Origin of the sequence: Mucilaginibacter aurantiaciroseus (assembly GCF_024055595.1) — a bacterium.
Classification (GTDB): Bacteria; Bacteroidota; Bacteroidia; order Sphingobacteriales; family Sphingobacteriaceae; genus Mucilaginibacter; species Mucilaginibacter aurantiaciroseus.
The window spans coordinates 198,734-218,761 of record NZ_JAMXOF010000004.1 but is presented as its reverse complement, the minus strand read 5'-3'; the positions used below and the strand labels follow the sequence as shown (position 1 = coordinate 218,761).

At 44.0% G+C, this 20,028-nt stretch carries 16 protein-coding genes; 9 read left to right on the top strand and 7 right to left on the bottom strand.

Translation table 11 applies throughout. The annotated features are described in order from the left end of the window. Positions 1–166 precede the first annotated feature (166 nt). On the bottom strand, positions 167–3,640 hold the full coding sequence (locus tag NAF17_RS16900; protein WP_252759201.1) for a methylmalonyl-CoA mutase family protein: 3,474 nt from the start codon (positions 3,638–3,640) through the stop codon (positions 167–169). Positions 3,641–4,859: 1,219 nt separating this feature from the next. Here NAF17_RS16900 and NAF17_RS16895 point away from each other — a divergent pair. The 4 genes from NAF17_RS16895 (at position 4,860) to NAF17_RS16880 (ending at position 6,717) form a co-directional block, all read left to right on the top strand. Further along, on the top strand, positions 4,860–5,219 hold the full coding sequence (locus tag NAF17_RS16895) for a hypothetical protein (RefSeq protein ID WP_252759200.1): 360 nt from the start codon (positions 4,860–4,862) through the stop codon (positions 5,217–5,219). 477 nt (positions 5,220–5,696) lie between these two features. Continuing rightward, positions 5,697–5,852, top strand: coding sequence for a hypothetical protein (locus NAF17_RS16890; RefSeq protein WP_252759199.1), 156 nt, complete (start codon positions 5,697–5,699; stop codon positions 5,850–5,852). Between the two features lie 66 nt (positions 5,853–5,918). After that, positions 5,919–6,500 (top strand): DUF6338 family protein, encoded by a 582-nt coding sequence (locus NAF17_RS16885; RefSeq protein ID WP_252759198.1) that lies wholly within the window; start codon positions 5,919–5,921, stop codon positions 6,498–6,500. Positions 6,501–6,510: 10 nt separating this feature from the next. Next, complete coding sequence (locus tag NAF17_RS16880; protein WP_252759197.1) at positions 6,511–6,717, top strand: hypothetical protein; 207 nt, start codon at positions 6,511–6,513, stop codon at positions 6,715–6,717. A 364-nt stretch (positions 6,718–7,081) separates the two neighbouring features. On the opposite strand, the gene NAF17_RS16875 is transcribed toward NAF17_RS16880, so the two are convergent. Both NAF17_RS16875 and NAF17_RS16870 read right to left on the bottom strand, forming a co-directional pair. Then, complete coding sequence (locus NAF17_RS16875; protein WP_252759196.1) at positions 7,082–7,972, bottom strand: LAPAL motif-containing putative phage structural protein; 891 nt, start codon at positions 7,970–7,972, stop codon at positions 7,082–7,084. 6 nt (positions 7,973–7,978) lie between these two features. Continuing rightward, positions 7,979–8,605, bottom strand: coding sequence for a hypothetical protein (locus NAF17_RS16870; protein ID WP_252759195.1), 627 nt, complete (start codon positions 8,603–8,605; stop codon positions 7,979–7,981). A gap of 574 nt (positions 8,606–9,179) precedes the next feature. Between NAF17_RS16870 and mnmL the strand changes: the two genes are divergently transcribed. From mnmL to NAF17_RS16845, 5 genes are all read left to right on the top strand, one after another. Next, a complete protein-coding gene (gene mnmL, locus NAF17_RS16865; RefSeq protein WP_252759194.1) occupies positions 9,180–10,130 on the top strand; it encodes a tRNA modification radical SAM protein MnmL/YtqA in 951 nt (316 codons plus the stop codon). Positions 10,131–10,378: 248 nt separating this feature from the next. Then, positions 10,379–11,611 carry an acyltransferase family protein gene (locus NAF17_RS16860; RefSeq protein ID WP_252759193.1) on the top strand — a complete coding sequence of 411 codons (1,233 nt, stop codon included), beginning with the start codon at positions 10,379–10,381 and terminating at the stop codon, positions 11,609–11,611. 17 nt (positions 11,612–11,628) lie between these two features. Next, entirely contained in the window at positions 11,629–12,933 is a 1,305-nt protein-coding gene (locus tag NAF17_RS16855; RefSeq protein WP_252759192.1) for an acetylxylan esterase, read from the top strand. 9 nt (positions 12,934–12,942) lie between these two features. Further along, on the top strand, positions 12,943–13,788 hold the full coding sequence (locus NAF17_RS16850) for a hypothetical protein (RefSeq protein ID WP_252759191.1): 846 nt from the start codon (positions 12,943–12,945) through the stop codon (positions 13,786–13,788). 12 nt (positions 13,789–13,800) lie between these two features. Further along, the gene (locus tag NAF17_RS16845; protein WP_252759190.1) at positions 13,801–15,822 is read left to right on the top strand and encodes a tetratricopeptide repeat protein; all 2,022 of its coding nucleotides are present in this window, start codon (positions 13,801–13,803) and stop codon (positions 15,820–15,822) included. A 124-nt stretch (positions 15,823–15,946) separates the two neighbouring features. Here the strand turns inward: NAF17_RS16845 and NAF17_RS16840 are convergent, their stop codons facing one another. From NAF17_RS16840 to NAF17_RS16825, 4 genes are all read right to left on the bottom strand, one after another. Further along, a complete protein-coding gene (locus NAF17_RS16840; RefSeq protein WP_252759189.1) occupies positions 15,947–16,414 on the bottom strand; it encodes an SRPBCC family protein in 468 nt (155 codons plus the stop codon). Between the two features lie 45 nt (positions 16,415–16,459). Continuing rightward, on the bottom strand, positions 16,460–17,302 hold the full coding sequence (locus NAF17_RS16835; protein WP_252759188.1) for a sulfurtransferase: 843 nt from the start codon (positions 17,300–17,302) through the stop codon (positions 16,460–16,462). 155 nt (positions 17,303–17,457) lie between these two features. After that, on the bottom strand, positions 17,458–17,931 hold the full coding sequence (locus tag NAF17_RS16830; RefSeq protein WP_252759187.1) for a ribonuclease H-like YkuK family protein: 474 nt from the start codon (positions 17,929–17,931) through the stop codon (positions 17,458–17,460). Positions 17,932–18,305: 374 nt separating this feature from the next. Further along, complete coding sequence (locus NAF17_RS16825; RefSeq protein ID WP_252759186.1) at positions 18,306–19,940, bottom strand: SUMF1/EgtB/PvdO family nonheme iron enzyme; 1,635 nt, start codon at positions 19,938–19,940, stop codon at positions 18,306–18,308. Positions 19,941–20,028: the final 88 nt, after the last annotated feature.

The following is a 20,028-nucleotide window of genomic DNA, read 5'->3' as shown; positions in this document are numbered from 1 at the left end:
TTATAAGTAAGAGATAGTTTGGACGGGCAGCGGACGGATTACCACTATGTTATTGCGAGCGATAGCGTGGCAATCTCAGAGGTAGTTGGATATGCTGAGATTGCCGCGTCACTACGTTCCTTCAATGGCATGGTTTCATATGTCTTGTTTCTAAAAGCCTCTTCAGCTACATATTCCGCCTGTATTGCCCGCCTACAGCGTACAGCGCATTACTGATCTGCCCTAAGCTACAATACTTACAAGCCTGCATTAACGCTTCAAAGATATTATCGCCGGCTATGGCGCGTTGCTGCAGCTCTTTTAACAGGGCCGGGGCATGCTCCCGGTTTCGTTGCTGAAAAAGGTGCAGGGCCGCTATCTGGAACTGCTTCTCCTCTTCGGTAGCGCGGATCACTTCCGACGGTACAATGGTTGGCGACCCCTTTTTATTGAGGAAAGTATTTACCCCGATAATAGGGTATTCGCCGGTATGTTTAAGCGTCTCGTAGTAAAGCGACTCTTCCTGGATCTTGCTGCGCTGGTACATGGTTTCCATAGCGCCCAGCACGCCGCCACGGTCGTTAATGGCTTTAAACTCGGTGAGTACGGCTTGCTCTACCAGGTCTGTTAATTCTTCTATAATGAAGGCGCCTTGTATTGGGTTCTCGTTTTTGGCAAGGCCAAGCTCACGATTAATGATGAGCTGTATAGCCATTGCCCTACGTACCGATTCTTCGGTAGGGGTGGTGATGGCCTCGTCGTAGGCATTGGTGTGCAGCGAATTACAGTTATCGTAAATGGCGTACAAAGCCTGCAGCGTGGTACGGATATCGTTAAAGTCGATCTCCTGCGCATGCAGCGAGCGCCCACTGGTTTGGATATGGTATTTCAATTTCTGCGACCTGTCGTTTCCCTTGTACTTGTTTTTGATGGCCTTGGCCCAAATGCGCCTTGCCACACGACCGATCACCGAATATTCAGGATCTATACCATTACTGAAGAAGAAGGACAGGTTGGGCGCGAAATCATCGATGTGCATCCCACGGCTCAGATAATATTCTACATACGTAAAGCCGTTGCTGAGTGTAAAGGCCAGCTGGGTAATAGGGTTGGCACCCGCCTCGGCAATGTGGTAGCCCGAAATAGATACCGAATAAAAATTCCTGACCTTTTGCTGAATGAAATACTGTTGGATATCGCCCATCATCCGCAAGGCAAACTCTGTCGAAAATATACAGGTGTTTTGTGCCTGGTCTTCCTTTAAAATATCGGCCTGCACGGTGCCCCTAACCGTAGCAATGGCATACGTGCGGATCTGCTCATAAACATCCGCAGGCAAAACCTGGTCGCCGGTTAAGCCGAGAAGCATCAACCCTAAACCACTGTTGCCTGGGGGCAAACTGCCCCCCTGGTACCTTGGCCGTTCTAAGCCCTTATCGTCATAAACCCTCTTATACGCATCCTCCACCAAATGTTCTAACTCATGCTCGGTAATATACTTCTCGCATTGCTGGTCTATGGCGGCGTTCATGAAGAAACCCAGCAGCATAGGGGCCGGGCCGTTGATGGTCATGCTTACGGAGGTTGAGGCATGACAAAGATCAAACCCCGAATACAACTTCTTGGCATCATCCAGCGTGGCGATGCTAACGCCCGAGTTGCCTATTTTGCCGTAGATGTCTGGCCGCTCGTGCGGGTCTTCGCCGTACAGGGTTACCGAATCGAAAGCGGTTGACAACCTGTGCGCCGGCTGGCCAAGCGATACGTAATGGAAACGTTTGTTCGTGCGTTCGGGGCCGCCCTCTCCGGCAAACATGCGGGTTGGGTCTTCGCCCTCCCGCTTCAGCGGGAACACCCCCGCGGCGTAAGGGAACTCGCCCGGCACATTCTCGGTAAGTAACCAGCGCAGTATATCGCCCCAGGCTTCATATTTGGGTAACGAGATCTTAGGCACCTTCAACTGCGACAACGAGATATAGTACAAAGGCTGTTTGATCTCCTTATCCCGCACCTTATATATAAAATTATCTGCCTTGTATTTGGCAACCGTTTCCGGCCACTCTTTCAGCAGGCGTTTACAATCGGCGTGCAGGTGGTCTTCAAGGTGGTTATAAATATCCTGTAAAGCCTCACCTAAATCCTCAGCAGAAATCGAAGAAACTTTCTTTCCTGCCCCCTCTCCTTTGGAGAGGGCCGGGGTTTGGCTGGAGAGGGCCAGCGTGATGCTCCCCCTCACATTAAACATCTGCTGCGCTATCTTACACTGCTCGTTCACCCAATCGGTGTAGGCGGCGCTGCTTTCGGCAATCTCTGCCAGGTATCTTATCCTATCCGGCGGTATAATATAGATCTTCTCCGATTCGCCTTGTTCCGGCCTGGCCACTCCGCTCCCCGCACCTAACAAATCAACCCCCGTCTTTACCTTTACCGTCTTCATCAGCGCGGTAAACAGCGTGTTCATGCCCGGGTCGTTAAATTGGGAGGCCATGGTGCCGTATACGGGCAGGTCTTCGTCTTTGGCATCAAACAACATATGGTTGCGCTTGTACTGCTTGCGCACATCGCGTATGGCGTCTAAAGCGCCTCGTTTATCAAATTTATTAAGGGCTACCAGGTCGGCAAAATCCAGCATGTCAATCTTCTCTAACTGGGTAGCCGCGCCAAACTCGGGCGTCATCACGTAAAGGGAAAGGTCACAATAATCGGTTATCATCGTGTCCGATTGGCCAATGCCGCTCGTCTCCACAATAACCATATCATACCCTGCCGCCTTGCAAATATCAATAGCCTCCTGCACGTGCTTGCTAAGGGCAAGGTTAGCCTGCCGCGTAGCCAATGAGCGCATATACACCCTCGGGCTGTTAATAGCATTCATGCGGATGCGGTCGCCAAGCAGCGCACCCCCTGTTTTACGTTTGCTGGGGTCTACCGAAATAATGGCCAGCGTTTTATCCGTTTCCATCAAATAACGCCTTACGATCTCATCCACCAAACTCGATTTTCCCGAGCCACCTGTGCCGGTGATGCCTAATACAGGCGCTGCCTGTAGAGATTGGTGATTATAAATTGGTGAATAGTTACCTTGCTCGGCAGCCGTTATAAACCTCGCAATATCCCCCTTATCCATCATCTCCTTCTCAACTCCCTCTCCTTTGGAGAGGGCCGGGGTGAGGCTTCCTCCTATGAGGCCTCCCCCCGAAAGGGTTGTGGTGGGGCCCGGCGTCAAAAAGTCACACTGCCTCATCATATCGTTGATCATCCCTTGCAGGCCCATGGCGCGGCCATCATCGGGCGAGTAGATCTTGCTGATGCCGTAGGCCTGCAGCTCGGCAATTTCTTGCGGCAGGAACACCCCGCCGCCGCCGCCAAAAATCTTGATATGGCCCGCGCCGCGCTCGGCAAGCAAATCGTGCATGTATTTAAAATACTCCACATGGCCCCCCTGGTAGCTGGTGAGCGCAATGCCCTGCACATCCTCCTGTATAGCACAGTTCACAATTTCGTCCACACTGCGGTTGTGGCCCAGGTGTATCACCTCGGCACCGGTGCTTTGCAAAATGCGGCGCATAATGTTAATGGTAGCGTCGTGCCCGTCAAACAACGAGGCAGCCGTAACAAAGCGAATCTTGTACTGAGATTTATAAGGAGCAATGCTTTCCATGCGGGCGTAATTGGTTTGTATCAACGGTAAAATTAACCAATTTTTAAATAAGCCAAAGCTATGCAAGCATAATAAATGCGCGCGCCATAGTCCCCCTGTCCAGAGGGGGTTAGAGGTATATTATATGGATGGAAAGGTATTAAAGAGCGCGCCATAGTTCCCCCGTCCAGAGGGGGTTAGAGGTGTGTTATCCGGGTAGAAAGGTATTGAACAGCGTATGGACGACAAAATCGTGATTGCGAACCCAAATTCTAAAAAGCGTGGGGGTACGTCATAGCGGCGGGCCGGGCGTAGGGCGGGAATAGCGGTTTAGCTTTGAAGACCGCGCATGCGGCGAAAAGCGTTAAGAACCGGCAGGGAGCGGGGAAGCATCGCTATGACTTGATTTTTTGTTACTTTTTGATCAAGCAAAAAGTAATAGCCCTCCGCGGCAATGAGCGGGCTAACGTTCATTAAAAAGCACTGCTGTAAGTGGCCCTGTTAGGAACTGCAATGAGCACACTTTAAAATCAATCGCGCTGCCCTGTTAAGAGCGGAAATGAGCGCACTTTAAAATCAATCGCAGTGCCCTGTTAGGAGCGGCAATAAGCGCACTTTAAAATCAATCGCAGTGCCCTGTTAGGAACTGCAATGAGCACACTTTAAAATCAATCGCGCTGCCCTGTTAAGAGCGGCAATGAGCACACTTTAAAATCAATCGCAGTGCCCTGTTAGGAATGGCAATATGCGCACTTTAAAATCAATCGCAGTGGCCCTGTTAGGAGCTGCAATGAGCGCACTTTAAAATCAATTGCAGTGCCCTGTTAGGAATGGCAATGAGCGCACTTTAAAATCAATTGCAGTGCCCTGTTAGGAGCGGGCTGGTGAGCAATATGAATCGCCTGTGGATGTTCATTTCTTTTCTCCCAAAAGAAACGAACCAAAGAAAAGTCGCGGCTTGGTAACACCCTGTGTAAGGCAGTGCTGTATCAGTTGCGGTGCCACCCGTCTGTTACACTATGCCGCATTTAGGAGGTTATCGTTCCGTTTGTAAGGCTCGTTTGCAAAGGTTTAATTCCCTCTTCACAAATTGGCGCGCCGCCCAGCCCGTAAAGGCAGGCAGGGGTTCACCGCGCTACAAAACCATAAACCAATACATTATTTCAAACCCCGTTAACCCCCACCCCGTAAACCCCACTCTAACCCACAGCGCTACTAAACCCGCGTACCATAAACCATCATGAAAAAATTACTGCTCCTTGTAGCCATTGGCATGCTGCCATGCCTTACTAAGGCGCAAAGCGTTAACGCCGCACCTGCCGATACCGCCGCTTACACCCCTGCCGAAACCTATTGTGTGGTTACCCCAACGCGCCCCATTTTTGGCCAAACGGTGAGCCTGGATGTAGACTACGGCAAAACCAACGAACCCGACGACGATACCACCCTGCGCGACAGTAACGGCAAGAAGCTGAAATTTAACACCCTGGCACAAGCCTTTAACTACCTGGCCCAACAGGGCGGGCTGTTTGTAAACACCCTGCGCTACAGTGCCGACGAAAGCTCCCGCTACCTCTTCCGCCGAAAAATAGAGAAGTAGCTGATAGACCATAGACCATAATCCATAGACTGATGCGCCGCTATCATGAACTAATAGGTAAAGCAGTGGCAGTGGTGCTTCGGATGCGGCAGCCCCGCTATTCTCTAATACTGCACGAGGCCTTAGCCACAGAGGCCGGTATCCGCTTCTATCGGATTTAGGTGGGGATTGGATTCTTTGCTTTGTAGTTAATTGAAAAACAGGTATTTATACGTATTGTTCATTTGGAATATTAACGTAACCTTTATCGTATAATTTAATATAATGGCACAAAAAATTGTAACGGTAAACACACATACGAACACAATGGATGGAAACGATTTTAAGGAACAGGAATATCCAATAATTTCTCAATATTTGGAAGATGGGTATTATGTAAAACAGATACTACCTGTGACCACAGAGTCAACAAATACTTATATGTAATCTTTAACTTTTTTGCCTAAGAAATCCGTTTATTAATGATTAATTATAATTATGAAAACAGTAAAAGTTGTTCGAGAATTTGACACGCTTAAATTTGAAATTGTATTACAAAGCGCTCTTGACGATGGCTATGAAGTTAAATTTTCTAATTCATACGAGCATACGGGTAGCTACGTTTTTTATGCGCTGTTAATTAAAGAACAGTAAAATATAGTCAATTTGCGTTACTCTCAGTTAGGGCTTGGGTAGGGCCTATTTTACACTTAACGTGATATGAGTTTATTAACCGACAATAACATCGCTTTATTTATAGTTCTTTTTTTACCTGGGTTTATCTCAGTTAAAATTCATCGTTTATTAGTCGCAGATGAAAAATATGATTTTACTAAAAATCTATTTGAGATTGTGGGTTATAGCCTAATGAACTTTATACTATTTTCTTGGCTTTTATTTATAAATTTTAAATATTCTTGGCATCAAATTTTTCCGACGGGTTTTTTCCTTTCGATATTTGTAGTTTTTATTGTTGGACCTTTTTTTTGGCCTCTTATCTTAAATCGCATACTCCGGAGTGAAATAATTAAACCTTATGTTATCAGCAGTTCAAAATCGGCATGGGATTTCCATTTTACCAAAAGAAAGGCTTCTTGGATTATTGTGCACTTAAAGGACGGCAGAAAAATTGGAGGAAAGTTCGGATCTAAATCGTTTGCTGCCCCGTATCCATGTAAGGAAACGATTTATATAGAAGAGCTATGGAAATTAGAAAGCGATAGATTTATAAACATAATACCTCAAACTGCGGGGATACTAATAATATCGGATGATATTTTTGCAATCGAATTTTTCACTTAAATTTAAAAATATGTCAGAAGAAAACTCACCAAAACCGGAAAAGGGTCACATTGAACGGCCAGATATTAACAAAGGACATGATATCAACAGATCATATGAGGAACTTAGTCATCCCAATACTGATAGAAGCATAAAAGAAGGGTATCAACCTATAACAGACGTTAGTTCTAATCCACCAAGTGGGGGTTCCGGTGTACCTGATAAATCAGAAGATTAGTCAATAAAAGAAGTAGTTACACCTACTTCTTTTATGTTATAAAATGGATTTAGAAAAAAAATGAGACATTTTAAAAGGAATATTTGGTATTAATGTCATACTCTTTGTAATTATTGCAACCCCCTGCCGCCGCAAGCATCCCGCTTGTGGTTAACTGTGTTTGGCCCTGTTGCCGCAAGCGGTTAACTGTCCATACGTCTACCCGTCCCCATCCCTTCGGAAACTTTCGGGCATAATACATATCTTAAATTTATCATTCGAACGAGGTGCGAGGAAAAATCTTGTTTGATAGATAAGTAATAGACAATGTGCTGGAGCATATGCGCAAAGCGGGACTTTTTACAATGTGCAATAAAAAATATACTTATATATTCAAGCTTTCCTGATCGTTTTTGGGATAAATAATATCCAAAACTTTTGTTATTTCATAAGTTGGCTTAACGATTTTTCCGTCTGATTTATAAATATATGAGACTTTAAGATTCACTTTTAAAGAGTCTTCGGGTAATAAAGTATAGTCCCTTGCATGATATTTCTTTAGCCAATCCTGATCTGTTATTTTAGCGTCAATTTGTTTATTACCCATTTTAAAAGTCCAATTTGAACTGTTACTTAATAAGTCCAATTTTTTAACTTTTAAAATTTCTGATCGTTCACTTTCGAGCTTTTTATCGCCTAATTCCCATAATATTTTTGCCTTATTAAAAGAAACTTTGTTATTAAGTAAAACACTGCCATCGATGCTTTTAAATTCTAAATCTTCGTTGTCTTTAAGTTGTGATAGAAAAAGCATAATTGGCTCAAGTGCTGATAGTAACTGATATATATTTACTTCAGATATTATTCTTGTCGTCTTTAAAAGTGTCGCTTTCTCTTTTTCCAAGGTTTTAGCTAATTCTTGCAACGCATCTTTAGAATCTAAACTTTGATTGTTCTGAAGATAATTTAAAACCTTGTACTTTAATTTTAATAGAAAATGTCCTACAATCCTTTTCCAGTCAAGCTCTTTTATCGCTTCATCAGGAATTTCTCTAATTATTTGTGCTATATGAGTTTTGATAGAACCCGATTCAATTGACTCCAAAAAGTATGAAGTTTCTAAGGCATCATCTATACTCGAAATGAATAAATTGTCTAATGATGAGAGTGACAAAAAAACATCGCGTAATTCACTGAATGCTTCGGCTGGATCTTTTGCCCCTTTAAAAAGCAGATTGAGTTCAAAATTGTTATCGGTAAGTTTTTTGTCGGGCATGCAGAATTATTTATAGTTTTCGTTCACTAATTTAAAAATTTGCTCAGCTTCTAAGATTGAATTTTCAATTTCAGTCTGTGTAAATAATTTCAAATCAAATGATAGGTTCTTTAAGCAGTAAACGCCAATTTTCAAATCATCAAAACTGCAATTGCATATGTTTTTCGCTAAATAGTATTGCAATAGCGGAAATCTTAATTCTTGTTGCCATGATATTGGATTTTCAGTATAAAAATATGCAATAAACCCATTTGAGTGAGATAATGTCATTGGTGTGTTTCCTGTCAATGATACGTTTTTAAGTATGGGCCAAGAAATTCTTTTTTGAGAACTTAAATATTTGAAATCTTTACTTTTAATTTCTTCCCAATAAGGAGATAATCGATCTAATAGAAACTCTTGTTTTCTCTTATTATTAAGGTTTTCATCATATTTCATGAATCTTTGTTGGAGGCTTTTTATTGCCGTTTGTAAATCCATTTCATAAGTATGGAGAGCTTTAGCTTTACTTTGCCAACATTGAAACATCCCGAAATTTCCACCCCCTGAGTTTTTATTAGCTGCCATTTGTTGTGCAAAGGCAATAGGGTTTTGTCTTACAAATTCAAGTTTAGAACAGGAAACATTAATCATAAATGTTAATTATTGAATAAGAGTATGCATTGTAAAGTTTAGATTTTAATGTCAGTATTCCTATACGTATAAATACCTGTTTTCCAATTAACTAATAGCTAATAGGAGCCCTCGCTTGCAGCTTTAAGCAAATCATTCCCCATCCAAACCAACCCCCAAAGCTATTTAAGGGCGCAAAAGAGCAAGTATCCCATTCTACCCTGTTTTGCTCACCAAATAGCCCATTCCCCGGCGAAAGTAGGGCGGTAAAAAGTGATTCCGGGGCGCAAAAACACCTGTATTTTTTGCATAAGTCGTGGTGGCGCAGTTTTGTCAGTACTTAAATAGTTAATGCGTTGGTTATTAACACGTTCATGATATCCACGATGTGTTCGCAAGCGTGAACGTGAACATTTGGGGTAACCGCCCGGCGCGTTTGCCATGGTTTGCAGCCCTGTCAGTGCAAGCCTGTCAAAAACCTCTACAAGCAACTAATGGTTCGGCTGGCTTACCATTACAAAGGTTTGTTACATCGGTGTAATCATCTTTACAGGCTAAATCCCCTAAATCAAAAAAAGCTATCTTTGCGGCAATCATGATGTTAACTAACCAGGCAGGGGTACAGTGGGAGAAGGGCTATAACAACTATGGCCCGTGGCTAAAGCAAAAATACCCCGGCCACCGCGTGTTTAAAGTAATTGTGGATGGTGGCTTTACCTGCCCCAACCGCGATGGCAGCAAGGGCTTCGGCGGCTGTACGTATTGCAATGTAGATTCGTTTACGCCAAGTGTTAGCCGTAACGCCCCCACCGTTAAGCAACAGGTAATGGAGGGGATGGAGCGTGCCCGCAAGGGTAACAAGGCCGATAAGTTTATTATTTACTTCCAGCCCAACACCAATACCTACGCGCCCACGCATTACCTTAAAATGATGTATGACGAAGCCCTAAGCTACGGCACCGAAGATATTGTTGGCCTTAGCGTAGGTACCCGCCCAGATTGTATAGACGCCGAAAAGATAGCCCTGCTGGAAAGCTACACCGACCGCTTTGACGTTGACCTGGAAATGGGCATGGAAAGCATTTATGATGAAACACTGAACCAGATCAATAGGGGTTGCAGTCACGATGAATTAATAAAAGCCCTTAAGCTTACCGAAAATACCAAGCTGGATGTTTGTGTGCACACCATATTTGGTTTCCCCTGGGAAACGCACGATATGATGCTTAAATACGCTGATGAGATCAATCGCCACGAACAAATAAAATTTGTAAAGTTCCACCACCTACATATTGTGGAGGGCAGCGTAATGGGTGTTAAATATAAGCGCGAGCCATTTAAGCTATTCGGCATTGATGAGTATGCCAACTTTTTGTGCGAGCTGCTGCCAAGGGTACGCCCCGATATTGTGATTCAACGCCTCTTTGGCCTTAGCGACCGCGAACTGCTGATAGCACCCAACTGGGGCCTCAAAAAATCAGAGATCCAATACTACATCGACCAAAGGATACTGAGCAGGGGCGTGGTGCAGGGAAGTGCTTTGTAAGAAGCCCCCTCTAAATTTGCCCCGGTAGGTGGGGTTTTAAAACAAAGCGCGCTTTTTACCACCTCTTTAAAAGAGAGGGGCCGGTGAGAGGCTTCATTCCCCAAAGTTTTAAGTGTTTCTAAACAAAAATCCTGTAAATTACTTTATTCAAAGGTTCTGATGGGTAGCTGGTAAAGGATACTGGTACTTGGTTTGCATAATCTATTTGTACATTTATTCGCAAAACACAAACTTAAATAACTGTTTTGGTGCAAAAACCTTTACAAAACTATATACCGGCGCTTACCGGGGTGCGCGCTTTGGCGGCGTACCTGGTATTTATATCGCATTATGCGTACGCGTTTGATGAAAATTTTCCCCGTGCTGTGCAACGTTTTCTTAGCGAGTTCCATATCGGGGTAACCATTTTCTTTGTTTTGTCGGGCTTCTTAATCGCCTTCCGCTATTTCGATAGCTTTAAATTAACCGGCGATTGGTTTAGGCAATACCTTAAAAACAGGGTGGCGCGCATTTATCCCATGTACTTCCTGCTCACACTTGGGGCGTTTGTATCCTACTACTTTACAAACGACCAAAAGATAACCAACGGCTTTGCAAGCCCTATCGGGTTATTTTTTATGCATATAACCTTCGTTAGGGGCTTTTTTGACCAGCTAAAGTTTACCGGCATAGCCCAGGGCTGGAGCTTAACGGTAGAAGAATGCTTTTACTTTTCGGCGCCATTTATCTTTTACTTCGCACAAAAATACCGCAAGTTTTACATTCAGCCGGTAGTAATAACGCTTGGGGGTGCTACGCTGGTTTTGATATTTAGCCACGTTGATTGGTATGGTTTCTTCGGCAACTTTACCTTTATGATGCTGTACACGTTTTTGGGCCGCTGCTTCGAGTTTTTCGCGGGCATCCAGCTGGCACTTATTGTACGCAAGAAAAACCTAAACGGGCAGAGCAAGAGCAATTATACCTATTTAGGTTTCCTGCTCATATTTGTTTGTGTGGGTATCATGAGTGTGCTGCCGATACCCAAAGGCGAGGTTGCAGGTTTGCATCATCCATTCGGGATCATCACCAATAACTATCTGCTGGCATCATGCATCGCTTTATTTTTCTATGGATTGTTGACCGAAACTACCGTACTCAAAAAGATCTTGTCAAACCCTTTTATTGAACTGCTGGGCAAAAGTTCGTATATATTTTACCTGATACACCTTGGGTACATGTACGATTTTATGCACAACTACTTTAACAAATGGAACGACGATGTTTTTGAACTATACGATAAATGGGGCAAGGACTGGATCTCGCCTTTCCAGTACGATGCCCTGAACGTTTTATATGCCTTTATTCTGCTAAACGCTATATCCATATTGCTGTTTAAAACGATAGAGGAACCTTTAAATCATTATATTCGCAAGTCGAATTTTTTGATCAAAAACAAGCCCCGTAACCCGGAGAATAATTCAGAAGCTATTAAGGCATAGCTAATTAGTAATTGACAATGAAGAGATCAAATAAGATAATTTTTATACTGTGCTGCACTATAGCAGTATGGTGTTTGCAAAACATTCCCGCCCTTGCGCAGAATGATGAGGACGGTATCTCTACCGTACTTACACCGGGTAACAAGAATGCTATTTTCGACAGTAAGGCAAGCTACACTTTCGAGGTTAAAAACCCTACCGACGCCCTGCAAACAGGTACGGTAGCTTACGAGATAACCCAGCATGGTAAAAAGATAAGCGCCGGTAAGCAAAAAGCAAACATCGGCAAAAAGGGTTCAGAAAAATACAGCTTTGATCTGCCTGCCTTAAAATCGGGTTTTTACAAGGTGGCCTTTATGGTAAACGTATCTGATTATGATGATACCACCCGCCGTGTATTCGGCATACAACCGGCGGCTATACAATCTAAGTACGCCAAGCCTGCCGATTTTGATGCCTTTTGGCAAAAAGCTAAAGACGAGCTGGCTAAGGTAGCGCCGCAATTTAAGGTTACCCCAATGCCCAAAATGAATACCGATAACCGTAAGGTTTTCGCCATTGAGATGAGATCGTTGGATAACTACCTTATTAAGGGCTGGTTGACGGTGCCTATCAATAAAAATAAAGACCGTAAGTTTTCCGTATTACTTGGCTTACCGGGTTACCAGGTTAACTTGGCACCTATTATCGGTTTGGATGAGGACCTGGCTATCATCACCCTAAACGTAAGGGGGCAGGGTAACAGTCGCGGCCCGATTGATACCCGAAGGAATGAGTTTATTTTTTATAGGATAGAAGATAAGAACAACTACGTGATGCGTGGTGTTATAATGGATTGTATCCGTGTGGTAGATTTTGTGTTTGCGCAGCCAAACTTAAAGCACGATAATATTTTAGTATCTGGCGGTAGTATGGGCGGGTACTTAGCATTGGCAACAGCAAGCCTGGATAAAAGGGTTAACCTGTGTTCGGCACAAAACCCTATTCTTTGCGATGTAAATAATTTAGATGGCGAGGTTACGTGGCCAATAAATGATATCAAGAAATACATTAAAACACAACCGGGGCTGAGCTTTGATAAGGTACTAAGCAACCTGAATTATTACGACGGAAAGAATTTTGCTGCAGGTGTAAATACTAACATGATAATGGGTATAGGGTTATTAGACCCTTACGCGCCACCTGCAAACGAATATGCTACTTTTAACACAATACCGGGTAAAAAGCGCTTAATGGTATTTAAGGACCTTGGGCACGAGATCTCCCAATCGTACAAAGATTTTGAGCGCAGATGGATGCGTGATGCATTCGCACTATTTTAACAGTTGACTATGAAGATATTTAATACCTACTTAAAATACATACTAATGGCAATAGGGTGCGCACTGCTGGCACCAACCAGCAGCCATGCAGGCGGTTTCCCTGTAAGGCCAAAAAGGCTGTTACTATCACCATCGTTCAGTTATTTTTATGCGGATAGGGGTTGGGATTCGCTGCGTCGTAAAAGTCTGTTTGCCAATGGCGGGCAGTTCGAGTCGTTAGGTGTATCATTATATGTAGAGTATGGTTTAAGCCGCAGGTTTACCCTGGTTGCCTTGCTGCCGTATGTGAAAAATACTTACGAGGAGAATACAGCCAAAACCGTAAGCAGTGGTTTAACCGACCTGGAGATTGGTGTGCGCTATTATCTGGCTAACATCAATTACATATACTACTTTACTGTACAAGGCACATTTATTACCCCTTTATATAACGATTTGGCATTGGGTTACAAACAACAGGGCGCTGAGGTGAAATTTTCATTTGCCGGTAGCGGTAAGGTGCTTGGCAAAAACTATTATTTCACAGCAGAGAACGGTTTCCGCCAATACTTTGGCCCCGATGGCCCCTTTCAGGACAGGTATAACGGTACATTTGGTTTAACGTTAGATAGAAAGTTTCGCCATCAGGTATCAGTATCATTGAGCGGATTTTATTCTACCAGTAGCTTCAAAGCATTCTCGCCAATACAGGCCATCAACAAAAACTTTGCTTTTAACCAGGTTTCGTTAACCTATGGGTACACGTTTAGCAGGCGGTTGTCCACTTTTTTGTCGGCAGGGCATTTCATCAACGGCCGCAATACGGGCGATGGTGCAACGGCAAACGTTTCCCTTTTATTTAAGCCTTTTAGATAGTACATAACACTCATGGCCAAATTACTCATCATATTTTTACTGTTACCTTTTTGCTGCCTCGCGCAAAGTGCCAAAACCTATATTGGTGTGGGTAATACCGAAGCCAATATCAAAAATTATAGAGGTGCTATTGAAGATTTTACCAAGGCTATACAGTTAGAGCCAAATAACTCCCGCGCTTATTTTTATCGTGGTAACGCATATAATAACTTAAAAGAGCAGGCTAATGCCTTCGCAGATTACAGCAAGGCCATTCAGTTTGATTCTAAAAGTACCTACGCATACTTTTACAGGGGTAATATTAATAACGAAACCGGCAAGTTTAATGACGCAATTGACGATTTTAACCGGGCGATAGCATTAGCCCCACGTGCCGATATGTACCACTACCGTGCAAACGCTAAAGCCAGCCTTGGCGACCATGCCGGTACGGTGGAAGATTTCACCAAAGCTATTGCTTTAAACCCTAAGGATGCATCCCTTTACGAATACCGGGGTGTTGCCAAAAGTAATTTGAAGGATAACGACGGTGCTGTTGAAGATTACAACAAAGCGATAGCGCTCGACCCTAAAAACTCCGACCTGATCTATTATCGTGGTAACGCGAAAGGTAACCTTGGGGACTATAACGGTGCCATTGCCGATTACAACGCAGCCCTTGCGCTTAACCCTAAAAATGCTGAAGCGGTGTTTTATCGCGGTAACGCATACGGTAACCTAAAGAATTATAATGCAGCCATTGCCGATTATAAAACTACCATAAGGCTTAACCCTAAAATGCCAAACCTGTACAAGTACCTGGCAAATGCTTTAGGCAACGTGGGTGATAAAAAAATGGCACTTGACTACTTTGCCCAGGCCATTAAACAAGACCCAAATAACGCTGAGCTTTACCTGTACGATGGCTTAGTAAAATACAACCTGAATGATAATGAAGGCGCACTGGCCGATTTTGATAAATCGATAGAATTAAAACCAAGCTCTGATGCCTATCAAAACCGCGCAGATTTGAAACTGAGCTCGCGTAATTTTGATGATGCTAAAGATGATGCAGACGAAGCCATTAAGTTAGATAGCAAAAACGCCTATGCCTATGTGAGCCGTGCAAGTGCTAATTTGGAATTAAAAGATACTACCGCTGCGCTTGCCGATTTAAATCAAAGCATTAAAATAAACCCGGCTAATGATTACTCTTACGTGCTATTAGGTAACATAGAGGATAGTAAACACAGGTACGATAGCGCACTTGGCTATTACGACAAAGCCCTTAGCTACAGCCCCGGCGACTCTGAAACGCTCCTTAAACGCGCGGAAACGCACCTGAAAGTAAATAACCGTGCAGGTGCGCTGGCAGATTACAAACGCATAGCCACCATTAATAAAAATGATGACAACCAGCGCGACAGGTTTGTAAAATCTATCATCAGGGCTAAGTTTTATATGGAGGCTTTGCCGATATTTAACAAGCTGATAATAGCCAATGGTAAAAACGCTAATTTTTACGTAGGCCGTGGTGTAGCAAAACAACACACCGGAAACTTCCAGGGGGCTTTAGCAGATTATGGTACTGCCATACAACTTGATACTGCATCGTCATTGGCCTACTTTAACCGTGGCAGCGCAAGGTTCGATCAAAAAGATTACACTGGTGCATTGGCCGATATTGCCAAAGGCATTAAGATAAACGACGGGCAGGAAGATGCCTACATTATCCGCGGGCAGATCCGTTTCGCTATGAAGAATTACCAGGGTGCTGTTGATGATTTTAACAGCGTAACATTCATTAACCTTGATAATACAGTTGCTTATGCCTGGAGAGGCCTTGCACGTGCCTGCGCTGGCGATAAGGAGCGCAGCAACCTTGATTTTAATTACGCCCTTAAGATAGAGCCTAAAAACCCTGAGATCTATTATTTAAGAGGCCAGGCACGCGTCAACAATAAGGATGTGACCAACGCCTGTATTGATTTTAGGCAAGCTATTACATTAGGCTTAAAAGATGCTGAAGCAGCTGCGGGGTTGTTTTGTAAATAATACTATATTCAATATGTTTATTGCGGGCTACAGCGCGGCAATCTCAGCATAACCGCTGTGCTGCTGAGATTACTACGTCACTTCGTTTCCCGTACTGACATGGTTTTAAAAAGGAGGGTTAAAACTACATTTTCCCAAACAGGTCTTCAACCGCTTTTATACGGTACTCGAATACCTGCTTCACTTTTTTACCCACGAATACATTGTTGGCAATAGTACCAAGCACGCTAAACGGGATGGCGTAATGCAAAATATCAGTCATCTCTACACCGCCCGGTATCTCTTTAAAATGATGCTGGTGGTGCCAAAGGGCGTAGGGGCCGAAACGCTGTTCATCAACAAAATACTTGCCGTCTACAACTTGGGTAATCTCGGTCATCCAGTTCATTTTGATGCCAAGCAGGGGCGAGATCTTGTAGGTAATGATCATACCGGCGTACATTTTGGTTTGCGCGGTATAATCCGACGTTACCACAAAACGCATATCGGCAGGGGTTATCTTAGCCAGGTTTAATGGCGACGAGAAAAAATCCCAGGCCTCGTTAAGGCTTATCGGGATGTTTTGTTTAAATTTTAGGGTGTATGTTTTCACAAAGAGATAACAGGATTAAGGGCCAGCTGTTTTTAAATATATGAATTAAAGTCCGTTAGCCTCCGTTGCAATAGGCAGCTTGTTACGGCTCCACTCACTCCACGAGCCTACGTAAAGCTTTGGCCTTTTGATGCCCGCGTGCTCCATGCCTAACAATGTATGGCAGGCCGTTACGCCCGACCCGCAATGCACTATCACATTTTCGGGTTTTACATCACCAATAGTATCGTTATAAAGGGTTGCCAACGCCTGCGAGGTAAGGTATTTCCCTTCGGATGACAGGCTGTTGCTGTAGAACAAATTTACCGCGCCGGGTATGTGACCCGCAACAAGGTCTAAAGGTTCGGTATGGCCCAGGTAACGGGCTCCCTCGCGTACATCTATTACCATGCGGTCATCTGCTTTAGCAGCCCTTTTTACTTCTTCAATATCTACGGTATGGCTGTATTGCCCAGGGATAGGATAAGGGGCTGTAGTGGCAGGTTGATAATCATCTGTACTTAGTTCCACCCCTTCATCGGTAGCAGATTTAAGGCCGCCGTTTAGCACCTGTACGTTGGTATGCCCAATCGAGCGTAGCATCCACCAAAGGCGTGCACCACCCATAGCTGCATTTTTGTCGTCATAAACTACCACATGGCTTTCCGGTGTTATGCCCCAGCGGCCAAGTGTAGCGGCAAAATCTTTCAAAGCAGGCAGGGGATGGCGGCCACCTTTTGCCGCATCTACGGGGTGTAGGGCAAGGTCATCATCCAGCGTAGCTAAAATAGCATTGGGCAGGTGGCCTGCAAGGTAACGCTCACGCGCGTTTGCACCTGCACGTACATCAATTAATAAGGTTGCCGGGTCAAATACCCTCGGGTCGGTAATTTCAATTAGTGGGGACATGGTTGTTGGTGATTAGTTATTAGTGAGTGGAGAGTAGTTAAGATTTATCGCCGAACCAATCTCACATACAATGCAGGCAAGTTAGAAAAAGCCCATCACAAATAAAAACAGCGATAACCTATTCACCAATCTCAAATCAACCAATCATTAAACAACTACTGCACCATTTTATTAGCACAGCATGAACTTGCAAAAGCTTCGGGCTTGGCTTTAAACACAAAGCCCATGCTCATGATATAACCCATAGCCTCGTGCAGGGCCGCGTTGCTTTTAAACATGGGGTTGGTGTTAATGTCGGCGTGTACTTCAAGTTCTACCTCATAAAGGTCAAGCAGGTCGCAAAGTTTGTAGGCAATATCAATAGATTTCTGAACTTCGTGCAGCATCCGCTCTTTAATAGTCATTTTTTGGGAGGTGCGATCCTGGTGAATGAACATGAACGCGCCGCGCTGCTCGCGGATAAACACAATTACGGTGGCAAAATCGGTGACCGTTCCCTTCACCTGCGAATCTGTACCAATACAAACTTTTAATTTATTACCCAAGGCAGTTTCCCGTTCAATGGCAGCTTCAACCTCTTCAAGTATGGGTGTTTGGATAACCTCACCGCTAAATTTTCTCCAGGTCATAAAAAATGTTTTAAGTGAATTTTTCGCTGACCCGTTTTATAGGTCTATAAAAATAAGCGATTAACTATTTTATAAACGTTAATGTACGGTAATTTATTTGTTAACATTTAATTGAATATTAACAGGTTACGTAATTTATTCCCCACGCGTCATTGCATAGCGTGGCAACCTTAGATAGACCAGTAGGCGACAAGCTTATCAAAGATTATTAATGGGTATGATTTTTTATGAAATTAATGAGCCCCCAACGGTCGGTTGTTCACGTCCTATTGCTTCTTGCAATAACGCGATAAGATAAGGCGAGTATGAATTGGCCATAAAAAAAGCCGCTTCCTATTCAGGAGCGGCTTTAATAATACGTTTGTGATCGGTTTTTACTTGGCTTTGTAATTTTTAGCTTTTTTAACCGGCAGGTGTGGTTTACCCTGTGTGTTTATCTCCGGTGCACCAACCATGGTCATCGCGCAGCGGAAACCAATTTCGGCACTGGCGCTTTCCTGATCGGCAAAGCGGCGTGTTGCCGGGTTTAACCAGTAGGCCATATCGTTCCACGAACCACCTTTGTATACTTTAGAGTGATTGTTAACCAAAGTGGTATTACCGTATAAAGCAGTACTCACGGTATCATTAAAGTCGCGGTAATCCGGCGTATAGGCTTTACCTGCTAAAGGGTCTTTTACGGCTGTAGTTGTTGCGCCCGGCGCAGCGCTATTTGCCGTAGGATTAGCATTTTTTGCAACCTGTGCTTGTTGCTGTGCTATCATATCGGCGTACTTCAATTTTTTGTTAGAAGTTGCGGCGTCTTTAATAGGGCGGCCGTATTTGTCTTTAGCGTATAAGCCTTTTGTTGGGTTGGCAAGGCGTTTATTACTAAACTCGTTACCACGGAAGGGGTTCAGGTCGTCAACCTCTTCGAACGAGGTTTGGCGATAGGTATCGGCAACCCATTCGTTTACGTTACCTGCCATATTATACAAACCAAAATCGTTTGGTGTATAAGTACGAACAGGGGCGGTAATAATAGCTTTATCATTTAGGCCACCACCAACACCGGCGTTATCGCCCGAGCCACGTTTAAAGTTGGCTAAAATTAAACCACGTGTTTTGCGGTTTGGCGAACGTACTCCAAGGCCATCCCATGGGTAAACGCGGCCATCGTTAATGTTTTCAAACTGTGTATTACCGGCAAGTGCCAAAGCAGCGTATTCCCACTCAGCTTCCGATGGCAAGCGGTAACCTTGTTTCAGGATACCATCCTCTAAACGAACGGGCCTGCGGGCAGCGTTTTTACCGGTACCAGCCTGTGCGTTAGGGTTAAGATCACGAATCATTTTTTTACCGTCAACTCCCTGGCCTTTGTACTGTCCGTTCAAATAAATATCAGTATTGAATGGTTGGCCTGCAGCACTGGCACCCGCAGCACCACCTTTAGCCTGGTCTTTCCAGGTTACCAGGTTACCACGCTCACGTAAAATGTTTTCATTGGTACGGTCGGTACGCCATACACAGTATTCTTGTGCCTGTTCCCAGGTAACACCTACCACCGGGTAATCCTGGAATGCAGGGTGGCGCAGGTAGTTATCTACATAAGGTTCATTGTATGATAATGGTTTACGCCATACCAGTGTATCCGGCAGGGCATTGTAATAAAGCTCATTATCGTTAGGGAATGTAATGTTTATCCAGTGCAGGTAATCCAGCCAGTCCTGGTTAGAAACCTCAGTCTCATCCATATAAAATGAAGGCACGGTTACCCTGCGGCGCACATTATTGTACTCGTAGGTAACGTCCTGGTCGGCACTACCGCCAAAAACAAAGGTACCACCCTCTATAGGTACAAGGCCTGGCCCCGGGGCAGGGTGGCTTTGCTGATACCTTAAGTACCCGCCGTTTTTAGGATCGTTATAGCTTAGGCCCGTCTTTTGCGATTGCTGTTTTTTATTACTACAGCTGCTAAGCGTAACAACTAACCCCAACATCACTATAGCAGTATTAGTAAGTACTTTCATATTTTGCAAAATATATTTGGGGGTAAATTTAAAAAAAATCAATTATAAAATTGTGTTATTTATATGTGTTTACAATAAGTATAAACCT